Consider the following 15,438-nt stretch of genomic DNA (forward strand, 5'->3'; position numbering starts at 1 on the left):
CCGCTGACGAACACGCTCGTCAGGTATTTGGCGAGCGTATCCGCCATCATGAGCAGGCGGGCAAACAGATTGTTTATCTGGATGAAAGCGGCTTTGAGCAGTCCATGCCACGTACGCATGGCTATTCGTTAAAAGGGTCCCGCTGTTTTGGTTTACATGACTGGCAGCACAAAGGCCGCATTAATGCCATTGGTGCTATCATTAAAAATACCTTTGTGACCTTAAGTTTGTTTGCCGGAACCATTAATGCGAATGTGTTTCATGCCTGGCTGACACAAGATTTGTTGCCGAAGCTCCCTAAGGGGACAGTGATTGTGATGGATAATGCCCCTTTCCATAAACGCGGTGACACGCGAAAAGCGATAACCGATCACGGATGCCAGTTAGAATGGCTTCCGCCTTACAGCCCAGATTTAAATCCTATCGAAAACAAATGGGCTGAAACAAAAACAACAAGAAGACGAGAAAGATGCTCTATTGATGAGCTGTTTACAGAGCATGTGACTTATGTCTGATTATATTGATTCTGCTATAGATGAAAAAGCCGTGATGGACGCTATCAAATTGCTGAATGAGGTTGCTAAACAGCAACAATCCAACATTCCTACCGCCAATACTGGCGAGATCCCTCAAACCATGTGAGAGAGTAATAAACATGAGTGATACCAACGAAATTCAGGCTACTGAAGAATTATCCCTGTCCGGTACTCAGGCGGCGGCATCCACTGAGAGCAATGTTGATAATGCCAATTCAACGGGGCAGAGCGACGGATTTGATATTGTCCTGAGTGACGATGAGACCCAGAAACAAGACCCGGCAACTAATGCGCATTTTGCAGCTAAACGCATCGAACGTAAGCGTCAGCGCGAGCTGGAGCAGCAGATGGAGGCAGTACAGCGCGGAGAGTTACCGGAGGATTTACGGGTAAAACCTGAGTTACCCACACAGCCAGATATCAATAATTATCTGTCTGATGATGCATTGGCGAAGTATGACTATGACCAAAACAGAGCGCTAGCTGCATACCAGCAGGCAAACCTTGAATGGCAGATGAACGCGATGGATGCTCGTAGTCAGGCTGTTGCCGAGCAGGGGCGCAAAACTCAGGCATTTACCCAGCAATCAGCACACATTGTCGAGTCAGCAAGGAAACACTATGACGCCGCAGAAAAACTTAACCTGCCTGATTATCAGGAAAAAGAGGACGCTTTCCGCCAAGTCGTACCGCCCGGTATTGACACGGAAATTATGCACCTCTTCCCGGAGAAGTCGGCTGCGATCATGTATCACCTGGGCGCAAATCCAGAGAAAGCGCGGCAACTGCTGACACTCGGATCACAGCAAGCGTTAATCGAACTTACGCGCCTTGCTGACAAGTTAACTATCAAACCTCGCGGTAAGCAAATCTCTGCCGCTCCTCCGGCTGATGCACCATTAAGTGGCGATGTTACCGCTGCTAATCGTGATGCTATTCAAAAACAGATGGATGCAGCCGCCAGTAAAGGCGACACGGAGCTTTACCGCAAGTTAAAACAACAGTTGAAAGGAATTTAAGCGATGGCTTTAAACGAAGGTCAAGTGATCACATACATGGTCGATGAGATAATGGAGACCGTGGAAAACCTCACACCCATGGCGCAGCGTGTAGAAAAATATGCACCGCCTGCAGGTGATATGCAGCGTTCACAGAATACCGTGTGGATGCCACTGGAACAGGAAGCGCCTACCCAGCAGGGGTGGGATTTAACCAACAAAGAAACAGGTATATTGGAACTGTCCGTTAAGTGCAACATGGGCTCGCCGGATAATGACTTCTTCCAGCTTCGTGCGGATGATCTGCGTGATGAACGTTCCATACGTCGTCGTATCAAGGCATCAGGTCAGAAACTGGCGAATAACGTTGAAATGGCTATCGCTAAGCAAGCTGTAGAAATGGGTTCTCTGGTTGTGGCAAGCCCTGAACAGATCGGCTCAGCTAAAACGGGTTGGGATTTCATTTCTGAGGCTGAGGCGCTGATTTTCTCTCGTGAATTGAATCACAGCGCGGGTCTGTCATTCTTTTTCAATCCGACAGATTACCGTGGGGCAGGTCAGGATCTGACAAACAAAGACTTCTACGGTCGCATTCCAGAGGATGCGTACAAGTCTGGGACTATCCAGAAGCAGGTGGCCGGATTCAATGACGTTCTGCGCTCTCCGAAAATGCCATCTCTACCAGCGTCTACAGCGACAGGCCTCACTGTTTCTGGTGCTCAGAAATTCAAGCCTCAATCATGGGTCGAAGACACAGACGGAAACCGCGAGAACGTGGATAACCGTACCGCTGTCGTTAAGTTGAGCGGTGCTGGATTGAAACGGGGTGACAAGATTTCTTTCGCTGGGGTGAAATATCTGTCTCAGATGGCGAAGAACATTCTGACACAAGATGCAACGTTCTCCGTTGTGGCTGTTAACGGGAGTGATGTCACTATCACGCCAAAGCCTGTTGCACTCAGCGACGACAAGTTGACTCCGGCAGAGAGCGCCTACGCCAACGTGAATATTTCTCTGGCTGATGGAATGGCGGTCAATGTACTGAACATCAAAACCACACAGGCTAACGTGTTCTGGGCTGATGACTCCATCCGTTTAGTGTCTCAACCGATTCCGGTTAACCACGATCTGTTCTCTGGCATGAAGACTCAGAGCTTCTCAATTCCTAATGTGGGGCTGAATGGTGTTGTGGCCTACCAAGGGGATATCGGCACATTGTCCGGTAAGTGCCGTATCGCGCTGTGGTACTCCGCGTGTGCTGTACGTCCAGAGGCGATCGGTGTTGGGTTGGCTGGTCAGAAATAATTACAGGGAGCTTCGGCTCCCTTTTTCTTTTGAGGTAAATTATGCAAAAGATGCTCTACAAATCAGACGGCGACGTCAATGTCTGGGGAATGAAGTTGCAAATCACGGTCATTGAACCAGAGGTATTGGACGAACATTTAGCTGATGGCTGGGTTGAACACCCGAATGACACGTTGAAAACCGAGCCCGTAAATCTGGGTAAAGGTAAGAAAAATGAGCCTAATAACCAAGGGTGACTTAGTTCAGTCAGCACTACGTAAGCTGGGTGTTGCTTCCAATGCCACGTTATCCGATATCGAACCGCAATCAATGGAAGACGCTGTAAACGACCTAGAGATGATGATGGCGGAATGGTATCAGGACGGCGCAGGCATTGATGCCGGATATCGATTTGCTGATGCTGATAATCCACCCACTGACGGTGACGAGCACGGCATGAAAAGTAGCGCCATCAGTGCCGTTATTCATAACCTCGCTGTGCGGATTGCCCCAGATTACGCCATTGAGCCGCCAATAAAGATCATCAACACCGCCAGATACGGCAAAGAGCTTTTGTATAAGCAATCTGCCATATCTCGCGCCAAGAAATCACGCTCTGATTATCCAGCACGAATGCCTATTGGTTCAGGTAATCATTGGGCGACTGTTAACGGCTGGCATTTTTATCCCGGGGACAAACCACATGCCGATTCAACAACTCCCCCTGATGAAGGGGACAGGTAAAGACTATCGCTCTGCTGATTATGTCGATCTGCTTCCGGTCAACATGCTGGCGACACCGAAAGAAATATTGGGCGCTTCCGGTTATCTTCGTTCCTTTCCCGGCATCACAAAACGTGCTGATGTTACTGGTATCTCACGAGGGGCTGAGTTTAATACTAAAGAGTCTGCCGTCTATCGCGTGTTGGGGAGTAAGCTGTATAAATCCAACAATGTTATTGGTGATGTCTCTGGCTCCGGTCGTATCAGCATGGCACATAGTTACAATAGTCAGGCGGTAGCGGCCAATGGTGTTATGTCATTGTATTTCTATAACGGTTCAGTCAAACGATTGGAGAACTGGCCAGCCTCGTCTAAATTCCAACAATACGAAATCGGCTCTGTGCGTGATATCTGCCGATCCCGTGGGCGTTATATCTGGGCGAAAGATGGCACTGATACATTTGGTGTTACCGATCTTGAGGATGAATCACATCCAGACCGTTATCGTGCATTGTACCGTGCTGAGTCTCAACCCGATGGCATCATTGGTATTGATACATGGCGCGATTTCGTGGTGTGTTTTGGTTCGTCAACTATTGAGTATTTTTCACTGACGGGTGCGACTGATACACAAGCGGCGATTTATGTCGCTCAGCCCTCATTAATGGTACAGAAAGGCATTGCCGGCACTCATTGCAAAACCGTATTCGGTGACTCCCACGCCATTATCAGCCATCAGGCCACTGGTGCGCCATCGGTCTATGTCATTCGGCAAGGACAAGTATCGCCGATAGCCACGGCCTCGATAGAGAAAATACTGAGAGACTACACGGCGGATGAATTAGCTGCTGGCGTGATGGAAACAGTGCGGTTCGATGCACACGAATTATTGATTATCCATCTACCGCGACATGTCTTGTGTTATGACGCAGCAGGCAGCCAGAACGCGCCGCAATGGTGCATCCTGAAAACAGGTCTGTTCGATGATGTTTATCGCGGTATCGATTTCATATTTGAAGGTAATCAAATCACGGTAGGCGATAAACGCGAGCCTGTGACTGGGCAGCTTAACTTCTCTACTTCTGACCAGTACGGACAGCAGCAGGAGCATTTGCTGTATACGCCAATGTTCAAAGCCAACAACGCACGGGTATTCGATTTCGAGCTGGAAGCCTCGACTGGTGTATCTCAGTACGCTGACAGGTTATTCCTCTCTGCAACGGCTGACGGCATCAATTACGGTCGAGAACAGATGATCGAACAGAACGCGCCATTTGTTTATGACAAGCGGGTGCTTTGGCGACGTGTTGGTCGTATCCGTAAAAACATCGGATTTAAAGTGCGAGTAATCACCAAATCCCCTGTCACCCTCTCCGGCTGTCAAATCAGGTTGGAATAATTATGGCGGATAATAGTCTCAAAAATCCTGTAGAGATACAGGCAACTCGAATAGATGCAACGCTGCTCCCCAGTAATTTCTCGCAGCACTATTTTCTGTATGTTGTTCAACAGGGAGCTGATTTAGGGAATGGGGCGAACAAGGCTAATCAGGCGGGTGACGGTGCTTATGATGCTCAGGTTAAAAACGATGAGCAAGATATTATCCTGGATGATCATGGAAAAAGAACAACTCGGGCAGAAGAAACGCTAGAAGACCACGAAGTCAGAATCACCAAAGCAGAGGAAGACTTAGCAAAACTTGAAGTTAGGGTTTTGAATGTCGAGCATGACGTTGATGGTCTTAAGATAAAGATACAAGACATAGATGGTCAGGTATCTGAAATAAAAGTTGACTATGTATCCAAGAAAGCAACAGCAACTCAAGTTATCTCGTCACCCATTGATGTAAAAAACAATTACCTAATAAATGGCCTTAATGTTGTTGGTCAAAGGGTTACTGGCTTTACTGTAATGACTGGGGCGGCAAATAAAGGGGCAATTGATGCCAATCAGTCATGGAACGCAGGTGAAACTTACGATCAATCTGTCACCCAATCTCTAATGAATGCAGTCACATCGCTAGCCAAAAGATGCAAAGCGTATGAAGACGCATTGAGGTCTCACGGACTCATCGACTAATGACAAAAATCGATATTATTACAGGTTCACAACTCATGCGGCTGTGGGGCGTTCCGTCATGGGTGGATTATCCCGCTGATTATTATCTCTGGCAGGGCTGCGGTGTGTTTGTGGTGATTGAACGAGGCGAACATGTTGAATTGCACATGGCGATGAAGAAAGGTGAAAGACACCGATCCAGTGATGCCGCCAGAGATATTCTTTCACTGATTGGCAATAGGGTTATCCATGCACCCATTCTCTCAACATCGAAACATGTCTGTAATTTGGCGCGGAAATTTGGCTTTCACCTGCAATCAGATGATGTCGTTGAACTCATTGATGGGCGTAGAGAACAATTATTTTTAATGGTTAGGAGTTAATTATGGGTGGAATAGTTAGCGGTATCGGTAGCGCTGTAGGTGGGATAATCGGTGGTATTGGTGCAATTAAAGGCGCTAAAGAACAGTCCCGGTCAAACGACAGAGCCATTGATAACCAGCAGGGAATGTTCCAGCAGCAGAGTGAGTGGCTATCACCGTTCCGTGAGGCTGGACAATCTGGATTATCTGGTTTACAGGGGTTAGCAGGAAAACCTATCGACCGAAATGCATTGCTGGGACAATACTTCAATAGTCCTGAGTACGCACAACTGGCGGATCAGGCCAGATATCAAACTCTCGCAGGGGCTGAGGCAACGGGGGGGCTTGGATCTACAGCAACCGGAAATCAGCTAGCAGGCATTGCGCCGCAACTGGGACAAAACTATCTGAACATGAAAACCGCCGAGCAGCAGGACATGTATAACCAGTTGCTGGGGTTGGTTAACGTTGGACTGTCGGGTGCTGGCGCTCAGTCTGCGGCAGCGGCTAACAATGCGAATGCTCTCGGTTCGCTGTACAGCCAACAAGGGGCAATAAATGCAGGGAGGAAAGCGCTTCCGTGGCAGATTGCAGCAGGGGCAAATAACAGCATCAATAACGGTGCATCGCAGGACATTAATCAGTTCGGCGGTATGGCCAGCAAAATGTTTGGCGGGATGATGGGGGGCATGTTCTGATGGTTCAGCCAATTAACTATTATGAATCTCTTATGCCTGATCTGGCAGGTCAGGCACTAAAGGAGACACAAAATAGACTCGGTCAATCTCAGTTGACGGGGCTAAACCTGCAAAACCAACAAATGCAGCAACAGATGAGCGAACAGCAAGCATTTAAACAGGCGTTACCCGGTGCTATTAATGATCCTCAAAAGTTGCGAGAACTGGCAGTTCAATATCCTTCTCAACTACAAAATATTCAGGCTCAGTTGGGATTCAGGAGCGCACAAGATGTTGCAGCATTAGATAGTACGGTAAATCAATTGCAGTTGGCGATATCGACAGGTGACCCACGCAATGTAGCGGCGGCATTGGTGCAGAATGCTGAGGTTATTCAATCTAAAGGCGTTTCGCCTCAACAGTTAATGACAATGTACGCGAACAATCCTGAGCAATTCAATGAGGTTCTTTCTACCGTTAAGCTGGGAACATTGAGCGCGAAAGACCAGTTTGCAGTGCTGGACAAGAAAGAAGGCCGGGAAATTGATCGCGGGAAATTGTCTGAGAGCATCCGCAGTAGTCAAGCGTCTGAGTCGCTACAGGCACGAGGCCAAGATATATCCGCAACCACAGCGCGTAGAGGGCAAGATATCCAAATGCGCGGACAGGATATTTCCGCTGAAAATGCCCGCCTTGATAGGGAGATAAAAAAATCCGCACTAGCTTAGAACACCATTGACCGCCAACTGAGAACAGAAACAAATCAAATCAAACGCGATGACTTGCTTCTGAAGCAGCAAGAGTTCAAACGGAAAGGCGAGCAAGCTAAGACTGATAAATATGATACTTATCTCAGTCAGGTCAATGCTATTGATCAAACCATCGGCACGGCAAACCGGATATTGGATAGCCCGGGATTTAATGGCTATTTTGGGATTAATGTAAACCCCTTTGGTAACAGATACCTTCCCGGTACTGATGCCGCCAATACTGAGGCCTTGGTTGACACACTGAAATCACAGACATTTCTAGCAAACGTTCAGTTAATGAAGGGGCTAGGGGCATTATCTAATGCGGAAGGGCAAAGAGTGACAGATGCTATAGGTAAGCTGTCTCCCTCCATATCAGAAAAAGCGGCCAAAGAAACGATTAAGACAATCATTTCCGTCACCAATAAGGGAAAGCATAGGCTGGATAATAAATTCAGCACGGAGGCGGCAAAATATAGAAAAGAGCAAGCGGCTCCATCCAGTAATCAAAGTGAATATTCAAGTTTATGGGGTGACTAATGGCTAAACCGTGGCGGGACGTTGTTGCGTCCTCACAATACCAATCGCTAAATCCACAACAGCAGGCAGCGGCACAGGAACAATATTTCAATGAAGTGGTTGTACCCAAAGCTGGCGATAAGGTAGAAGCCGCACGACAACAATTCTATACAGACTATCCATTACCACAACAGCAACAAGCAGGTAACCCAATCGCAGAGGCTGGAAAAGGTTTTCTCCAGGCTGGCGTAAACGTGGCTAATATTATTCCCAGCATTGGTGATGCCGTGGTTAGTGCTGGCGCTTGGGCTGGTGAAAAGGCTGGATTAGGTGATGGAACGTATACACCTGCTTCACGATTTGAGTTACCAGATAACCTTAAGCCCCAAGATACATATGCCAAAATTGGTTCAGAAGTTGCGCCTTATTTAATACCCGGCATCGGTGCAGAAAAAACAGCAGCGGCATTAGGTTCTGTTGCCAATGTTGGCAAGCTGGAACGTGGCGCGACTAAACTGGCTGATATGGTGGCTGAAAACACGGTAGGTGCGCTAGCTCAGAACAGCTCAAAAGATAATGCTGATGGGCTGGTGACTGACCTCGGTATTGGTACTGCTGCTAGCGGGGTGGCTAGGCTTGTCACTCCGGTTCTGGGTAAGGCGCTGAATGTCGTTGGTGAAAAGACAGGGCTGAATAAGCTATTTCGTGGAGCAGAGAAAGGTGCTGGAGCAGGTGGAGCCGGACAAGGTGCACCACAACCTCCTCCTCAGAAACAATTAACGCCAGAAGAAACACTTCGCCAAATGGCAGCCCAGAAGAACCCCGACTTAGCTTCTTCCCTTCAAGGTCTTGATGTCAAAGTGCAGCCTGATGTAAAAGCCGCCGCTGATAGACTTGGAGTAACTGAGGATCTTCTCCCTTCCCATTTATCAGGCAACCAACAATATCAAGCCGTTGAACAGGCCATTAAATCCCGTGCTGGTTCGGCACTAAAGCAGCAAGAAGATGTGGCCATCCTGAAACTTTCTGAGAGTGCCGGAAAACTCATTGATGACGTTGCTAAAGCCCCTGATGCACTATCATTGAATCAGAAAATTATCGGTCAGATTGATAGCAGAATGATGGCGCTGGAGCATCGCAGTGACCAGCTTTATAAGCAGGTAGATAATGCAATGCTACCCGCAACACGAGTTGAGGCTAATAATACAGCCGCAGCACTTGAGAGAAAGGCTGATGAATTGGGTGGATGGGATAATCTGGACACGATTGAGAAAACTGTGTTCAAGGCCGTTAATCCCAGTCAGGATGGTGTTCTTACCTACGCTAATTTAAATAAGCAGCGCCGTTTAGTTGGTCAGGCATTATTTAAAAATCGTGGTCCATATAAAGATGCTGATGAGGGAGCATTGCGATATCTCTACTCCCAGTTATCTAAAGATCAGCGGGCTGTATTAGGTGATGTGGGAGCTGGCAGGGACTTTGAAGTAGCTCAGCGCTTGGTTCAAATGCGTAAAGGGCTGGAAGATCAGATGGTGCAGTTGCGCGGCAAGAATCTGACAGGAGATATCGCTAATCGTAGCACACTGGCAGTTGCCTCTCTTGCACGGGGGAATTCGAAACAATTCTCTGAGCTAATGAAAAACATTCCCAGCAGACAAATGCGCCAAGAGGTTGCAGGAACTGCCATCAGGGATATGTTATCAGCAGGTAAACGCGGGGCTGATTTCAATCCTGCTGGTTTTGCTGACTGGTATCAAAACCTAAGAACGTCTGGCAACCTGCGTATTCTAGCGCAGTACATGCCCCGCGAGTTTATGTCTGGACTACATGATACTTATGTCGTGGCCAATGCTATCCGGCGAGCAAAGTCATTCGAAATAACCACTGGAAGATTGAATGATTTTACAAAGCGTTTCGACGCAGTGACTGCGCCTCATGAGTTAATGGCGAAATATGCCGGGAGAGTCGGCACAATGGCAGGGACTAAATTAGGGCCATTGGGTGCAGTGGCGGGTGGTGCAGGATCTTCGGAAGCGGCTGAGAAATTAATTTTATCCTCTGAATTTCAGCAAGCCACTAAAGGAATTGAAGTTCCTCCCGCAAGAGGAAAGAGTAAATATCGTAAAGCCTTTGATGAAGCCAAGCTCAGAACTTCTAAGCAATGGAGAGAGTTCTATGATTCACTACCAGATATTGATAAGCGCACAATTGCTCGCATCGGTATCATTGGATGGGCTAATCAGAACGAAGAAGAACAGTAATTAGACTGATTAATTACACCATTATCGCCGCTTAACTGCGGTTTTTTTACATCCAAACTTCAACCAATGCAGTTTCCCCTGCTGGGATTTCGCACGTCTGGAGAACATAAATGTCAGAAATAATCCCTAATGTTGTCGTCTCAATGCCTTCGCAGTTGTTTACTATGGCACGTTCATTCAAGGCGTGTTCTAACGGTAGGATCTACATCGGCAAGATAGACACAGACCCAACCATACCAGAGAACCAGATTCAGGTTTATATGGAACGTGAGAATGGTGATTTGGTTCCAGCACCACAGCCTATCATTATCAATGCTGCTGGTTATCCGGTTTATGCCGGACAGATTGCTAAGTTCGTGACCGTTGAAGGTCACTCTATGGCTGTTTATGATAGCTACGGCGTGCAGCACTTTTATTTCTCAAATATATTGAAATATGAACCTGACAGGTTAAAACAACAATTATCATCAGATACTGGATATCAGTTAGTTGGAGGATTAAGCGCAAACTATATGCGTGTATATGATAATGTTGCAGACATGCGATCTGACACTGGGTTAATGGTTGACTACCTAGTTAAAACCCGTGGGTTCTATGAGCGTAATGATGGTGGTGAGGCTATTTACCAAATCACCAATAATGCACCTGATGATTTGGTTAACCTGAAATTAGATAATGGCCTAACGGCCTCGCTGGAATCAAAGACTAACGTCAATATCTTAAGCGTTGGTGCTAAAGCTGATACGGACATAGGTGGTATTTTATCTAAGCTACAAGATATTGTAGAGGTTAATACTATCCTTATTCCAGCACAGAGCTTTGATTGCAATACAAAGATTAATGTTAAAAAGAATTTTAAGTTTTCAAATGGCGCGCAAATTATCAATAGAACATTGCGTGATGATATGTTTGTTTTTGAGATAGATCATATTGCTTTCACCACAGACACTAGGGGCGGGAAAGCGAGAATCGCAGTAGATACATCATTAGCGAGGTGGAATCACAACATAGCGTTGGTATTGGGTAAAAATAATTTGCGAGATTTAGAGATATCCAATATGAATTTAATATGCAATTACGCCGATAACTCTGGCACCTCATTGAGATTGCGATGTGATAATGTTGTTGATGGTTCAAATGATCTAAATAGGCAAAGGAAACAGAATTCTATTTGCTGGTGTAGGTTTATTAACCTTAAGCTGGAAGAAGGTACCAATGGACTGGTATTGGAGGCTATTGAGCCGAGTGATCAAAGTACTCATAAATATAATCAAATCACTAATTGGATTACTAGTTGTATATTTGACGATTTGGTCATTAAAGCTATTAACGGAGTTCAATTGAATTGCGTTCCAACTATCTCAAGTTATCCGTACTTCACCCAAATAGCAGAAATTAAGGTGAACTTTGTTCAGCAATGGATGAATAAATCAAAGATCGCACTGAAAATAAATGATGGAGGAATGAATAGAATAAATTTTTTTGCATGGGATTATGATGGGTATGAGATAAAGCCAGAAAAAGCAGTGATTATACATGGTGTTGATGGTCGAGATAATTTTATTGAAGGGAATATAAATTTAAAACACATTTCTTTTCAAGAAAATGAAAATTCATATTTACAGATAAGTAAAAGTCGTAATTTAAATGGATTGGGATATAGGCGCATTGGTGTTATTAGGCATTTAGGTAATGCTAAGTATGAAATAGATAAATCTTACCATATTCCAATCGGATTTAATAAAATATATGTAAACCCTGATGATGATTATTCCCTGATCATAGAATATGAGCCTGGTTCAGGTGATTATCAATTCCCGTATATCGTCACTCAAGAATTAAATAATGCGTCAAAATTTAAAATTGTCCCTTGGTATAATCAATCACCTGCCTATACTGGTAAGGCATATTTTTATATGACTGATAGAATGGGCGATGTGGTTAATTTGAATTTGCCGCAAGTAGGAGCGATGTTTACTATAGAAATAGTTTGCGTTTAATAAAATAATTTTATGTGTATTTGTTATTGCCATTATTATTTCAATGGCAATAACAATATTTTTAATTACATTTTTTACTAAAATCCATGACAAAAAAGTCATTTTTTGAGGAAAGTAGTAAATCATAATATAGATTTGAGTTTAATTTTTTAAAATTGCAGAGTTCATTTCTTGCAATATTAAACTGTTCGTTACTAGGATATAAAACAGGAATGCTATATAAAGCGATAAGTTGTCTATACCCCCAACTCCATTGGTCATGTAAAGGCGTTTGAATTAATTTAAATATAATTGGATTTTCATTTCCAGAGTGAGATAATTCATAGGAGTCAGGCATTTTACCAATAACAACCATATTTTTATTATTTAAATTGTATTTGGTTATATCCCTAGATAAATTATTTGCTACTACATTGAGTATTCTTAATTGTGATTTTGAAGCATTGCAGTATGTTGAAATCAAAGTTAATGAATACATAAATGGCAAAATGAAAATTATAAATTTAATGGTGTTATTAAATAATTTTGATTTAATAATAAAAATTGAAATTGTCAATAAAGATGCACCAAATCCTATAAAAACTCTTGGTGCAAAACCAAAGTCATCAGTTTTCCAAAATGAAAAAAATGAAACCCCTTGGGCCATCAGAAAAAACAATGGTATAGAGAATAATATCAATATGGAAACAAATATTGTTTTTTTAATATTGTTGTTAAAAACAAAAATGATATAATAGTAAAAGAAAGAAATTATAGATAGAATAAATAATGGTGAATAGGAGAGTAAAAATCTATCATTAAATAATAAATTAAATGTATCAATATATATATCTATTTTCCATGTCAAAAACTGAATGATATTATCTGATGAGGTTATACTACTTCTAATGTAAAATCCTGGTAAGTAACTAAGTGCTTTCCATATGGCAAGAGATATTGTTATTATTGAAATTTGTAGCAATGATGTTTTTATTGCTGCTTTATAATTATTATAAAATATTATATTACATATGAACATGGCAATTGATAATGTTATAAATATTCCTAAGCTCGGTTCGTAAAGGTACAGAGTTCCCATTAACAAAAAAACTGAAATAATACTTTTTTTATAATTAAATAGTGATGAAAGGTATATGGCATATATACAAAAAAATATACCAATTGACATTGTCAATGAGTCAAGTTTATAAGATAAGTTTTCAATATAAAAAGGACTCGTCAATAATAAAGAGCATCCAATTGCTGATATAATGTCAGTGTTTAATTTAAATGATTTTACTATAATTAAAGATGAAAGTGAAAAAACAATGATAGACAATACTTGTGGGTATGGAGATATATTTAAAGTCTTACTTCCAAATGTTAATATGTAATAAATGACATTTGATAAATATCTTGCGTCATGATTCCACATTGTCCCATATATTACTCTACCTAAATCATCAAGATAATATATATCAGATGTTATTAATGGGAAAATATAAATAAAAGATATTAACAAACATATATAGAAAAATTGTATATCTGTTCTTTTTTTACTTATACAAGCTAAGTAGTTCATTTTATTTCCTTTTAATAATATATTTTGGTCTTTGTTTTGATTCAGTGTATATTCTACCTATGTATTCTCCAAGCACACCAATACCAATAAGCTGAATACCACCTAAGAATAAAATTGATACTAATAATGATGGATAGCCCGGAACAGGATTATCCCATATCAATTTGTCGATAATCATCCAGATGCCATAAATAAATGAAAGTGCAGCAACACCTAATCCAATATATGTCCATATTCTTAATGGGAAGGTAGAAAAACTGGTGATACCTTCAAGCGCTAAGTTCCACAACTTCCAGCCGTTAAATTTTGATTCTCCAGCGGAGCGTTCTGCACGAGTGTATTCAACAACTTCAACATTACCACCAACCCACGAAAGAATACCTTTCATGAACAAATTACGTTCTGGTAATTTTTTTATGTTCTCAACAGTCTCTCGAGACATTAGGCGAAAATCACCGACATTCTCTTCTATTTTTGGTGTGCTGATTTTGTTATGCAGCTTGTAGAACCACTCCGCTGATTTGCGTTTTAGCAAACCATCAGTCGAGCGATCTGTTCGTTTTGCTAATACAACGTCAGCCCCTTCTTGCCATTTTTCTATTAACTGTGGGATAACCTCTATCGGGTCTTGCAAATCAACATCAATAGGAATGACCGCATCACCAGTAGCATGATCAAGACCTGCAAATAGGGCTGGCTCCTTACCGAAGTTACGAGTAAAGCTGAGAGGGATAACTAACTTATCTGATATAGCAAGAGCATTAATTATGCTTTCTGTCAAATCTTTACTGCCATCATTAATGAATAAAATTTCAATATCATATTTTTTTAGTTCTTCATTTTCTCTGACGGTCTTATAGAAAATTGGTATTGCTTCCTCTTCATTGAAGACAGGCACGACCAGTGAGATTTTCATTATTCTTTACCCTTAAAGACGAAAAATTTTGAGTATACAAACCCCAGCACTAAGCTAATTGCAGAGAACGCAATTAATGTTGCTATAGGCTGAATACCCATTACATCAGATAGATGCCCTGTAAGGTAGCTCAACAGCCCCATAAATGAAACAAACGCAATATATCGCCCTCCGGTGGCTTTTTTCTGGAAAGTAAATTTAGCGTTTGCATAAAAAGAGAATGTTACGGCTGCGCAGAAACCAACTAAGTTACTGATTGCTTGAGTTGCACTAAATAGATACATCAGAACAGCGAACAGTAACCAATGGATTAGTGTATTGATAACACCAATTGACACATATTTTGTGAATAACTTTATCATTTTCAATAAATTATATGAAATTTAACGCACTAGCATATCACTTTAGGGAGAATTTATCACCTACTTAGGTTACTACAATCCCTCCCATTCCCCACAATCTCCGGCTTCTCTTTAGGTAGTCGCGGGGTTTGATATTTCATCAATGTAGTCAGTGGGCTGGTGGGTGGGGTGGTTTTTGAGTACAAAATTGAGTACATAAATAAAATTAAATAAAAAAATAACATTTAAATACAATGCATTAATTTGATTGTCTCATAATCATGAAAAAATCGTGGGAATATTTTAGCAATTTCGCCGTAACCCCTCGCCCTCATCGGGCGGGGATATAAGGCGTAAGACGCGATAGCGGCTTAATCTGGGGTCGCCTGACTCTCCACATAAGCCTTTAACGTTTCAATTGTTGCACCGCCAGCAGTGCAAGCGAAGTATGAA

At 42.8% G+C, this 15,438-nt stretch carries 17 protein-coding genes and 1 pseudogene; 14 read left to right on the forward strand and 4 right to left on the reverse strand.

All coding sequences use genetic code 11. From position 1 onward, the window contains the following. The 14 genes from BM329_RS13165 to BM329_RS13225 form a co-directional block, all read left to right on the forward strand. Positions 1 to 515: IS630 family transposase (locus tag BM329_RS13165; RefSeq protein ID WP_245759041.1), on the forward strand; the 515-nt coding region annotated here is incomplete at its 5' end. Then, positions 508 to 642 carry a hypothetical protein gene (locus BM329_RS15220; RefSeq protein ID WP_281245154.1) on the forward strand — a complete coding sequence of 45 codons (135 nt, stop codon included), beginning with the start codon at positions 508 to 510 and terminating at the stop codon, positions 640 to 642. The genes BM329_RS13165 and BM329_RS15220, both read left to right, overlap by 8 nt. Before the next feature lie 13 nt (positions 643 to 655). Continuing rightward, on the forward strand, positions 656 to 1,555 hold the full coding sequence (locus BM329_RS13170; protein ID WP_092553998.1) for a scaffolding protein: 900 nt from the start codon (positions 656 to 658) through the stop codon (positions 1,553 to 1,555). Between the two features lie 3 nt (positions 1,556 to 1,558). After that, entirely contained in the window at positions 1,559 to 2,839 is a 1,281-nt protein-coding gene (locus tag BM329_RS13175) for a P22 phage major capsid protein family protein (RefSeq protein ID WP_092554001.1), read from the forward strand. Between the two features lie 50 nt (positions 2,840 to 2,889). Continuing rightward, positions 2,890 to 3,075, forward strand: a complete 186-nt coding sequence (locus tag BM329_RS13180; RefSeq protein ID WP_143101250.1) for a hypothetical protein — start codon at positions 2,890 to 2,892, stop codon at positions 3,073 to 3,075. Beyond that, on the forward strand, positions 3,053 to 3,562 hold the full coding sequence (locus BM329_RS13185) for a packaged DNA stabilization gp4 family protein (protein WP_092554007.1): 510 nt from the start codon (positions 3,053 to 3,055) through the stop codon (positions 3,560 to 3,562). The genes BM329_RS13180 and BM329_RS13185 overlap by 23 nt, the downstream gene beginning before the upstream one ends. Beyond that, the gene (locus BM329_RS13190; protein WP_092554010.1) at positions 3,522 to 4,940 is read left to right on the forward strand and encodes a packaged DNA stabilization protein; all 1,419 of its coding nucleotides are present in this window, start codon (positions 3,522 to 3,524) and stop codon (positions 4,938 to 4,940) included. Before BM329_RS13185 ends, BM329_RS13190 begins: the two co-directional genes overlap by 41 nt. Positions 4,941 to 4,942: 2 nt before the next feature. Next, on the forward strand, positions 4,943 to 5,620 hold the full coding sequence (locus tag BM329_RS13195; RefSeq protein WP_092554013.1) for a phage tail protein: 678 nt from the start codon (positions 4,943 to 4,945) through the stop codon (positions 5,618 to 5,620). Continuing rightward, entirely contained in the window at positions 5,620 to 5,982 is a 363-nt protein-coding gene (locus BM329_RS13200) for a hypothetical protein (protein ID WP_092554016.1), read from the forward strand. Before BM329_RS13195 ends, BM329_RS13200 begins: the two co-directional genes overlap by 1 nt. 2 nt (positions 5,983 to 5,984) lie before the next feature. After that, entirely contained in the window at positions 5,985 to 6,659 is a 675-nt protein-coding gene (locus BM329_RS13205) for a DNA transfer protein (protein ID WP_092554019.1), read from the forward strand. After that, complete coding sequence (locus BM329_RS13210) at positions 6,659 to 7,366, forward strand: phage DNA ejection protein (RefSeq protein WP_092554022.1); 708 nt, start codon at positions 6,659 to 6,661, stop codon at positions 7,364 to 7,366. The genes BM329_RS13205 and BM329_RS13210 overlap by 1 nt, the downstream gene beginning before the upstream one ends. A gap of 54 nt (positions 7,367 to 7,420) precedes the next feature. Beyond that, positions 7,421 to 7,927 (forward strand): hypothetical protein, encoded by a 507-nt coding sequence (locus tag BM329_RS13215; RefSeq protein WP_092554025.1) that lies wholly within the window; start codon positions 7,421 to 7,423, stop codon positions 7,925 to 7,927. Continuing rightward, positions 7,927 to 10,167 carry a hypothetical protein gene (locus BM329_RS13220; protein ID WP_092554028.1) on the forward strand — a complete coding sequence of 747 codons (2,241 nt, stop codon included), beginning with the start codon at positions 7,927 to 7,929 and terminating at the stop codon, positions 10,165 to 10,167. Before BM329_RS13215 ends, BM329_RS13220 begins: the two co-directional genes overlap by 1 nt. Before the next feature lie 110 nt (positions 10,168 to 10,277). Continuing rightward, positions 10,278 to 12,167 (forward strand): phage head-binding domain-containing protein, encoded by a 1,890-nt coding sequence (locus BM329_RS13225; RefSeq protein WP_092554031.1) that lies wholly within the window; start codon positions 10,278 to 10,280, stop codon positions 12,165 to 12,167. Between the two features lie 61 nt (positions 12,168 to 12,228). Here BM329_RS13225 and BM329_RS13230 read toward each other — a convergent pair whose 3' ends face one another. From BM329_RS13230 to BM329_RS13245, 4 genes and pseudogenes are all read right to left on the reverse strand, one after another. Beyond that, positions 12,229 to 13,728, reverse strand: coding sequence for a glucosyltransferase domain-containing protein (locus tag BM329_RS13230; protein WP_092554034.1), 1,500 nt, complete (start codon positions 13,726 to 13,728; stop codon positions 12,229 to 12,231). 1 nt (position 13,729) lies between these two features. Then, complete coding sequence (locus tag BM329_RS13235) at positions 13,730 to 14,644, reverse strand: glycosyltransferase family 2 protein (protein ID WP_092554037.1); 915 nt, start codon at positions 14,642 to 14,644, stop codon at positions 13,730 to 13,732. Then, a complete protein-coding gene (locus BM329_RS13240; RefSeq protein WP_092554040.1) occupies positions 14,644 to 15,006 on the reverse strand; it encodes a GtrA family protein in 363 nt (120 codons plus the stop codon). The genes BM329_RS13235 and BM329_RS13240 overlap by 1 nt, the downstream gene beginning before the upstream one ends. Positions 15,007 to 15,356: 350 nt before the next feature. Continuing rightward, positions 15,357 to 15,438 (reverse strand): annotated as a pseudogene (locus tag BM329_RS13245) (IS200/IS605 family transposase); the annotation flags it as partial.

It is taken from the genome of Xenorhabdus koppenhoeferi (assembly GCF_900116635.1).
Classification (GTDB): domain Bacteria; phylum Pseudomonadota; class Gammaproteobacteria; order Enterobacterales; family Enterobacteriaceae; genus Xenorhabdus; species Xenorhabdus koppenhoeferi.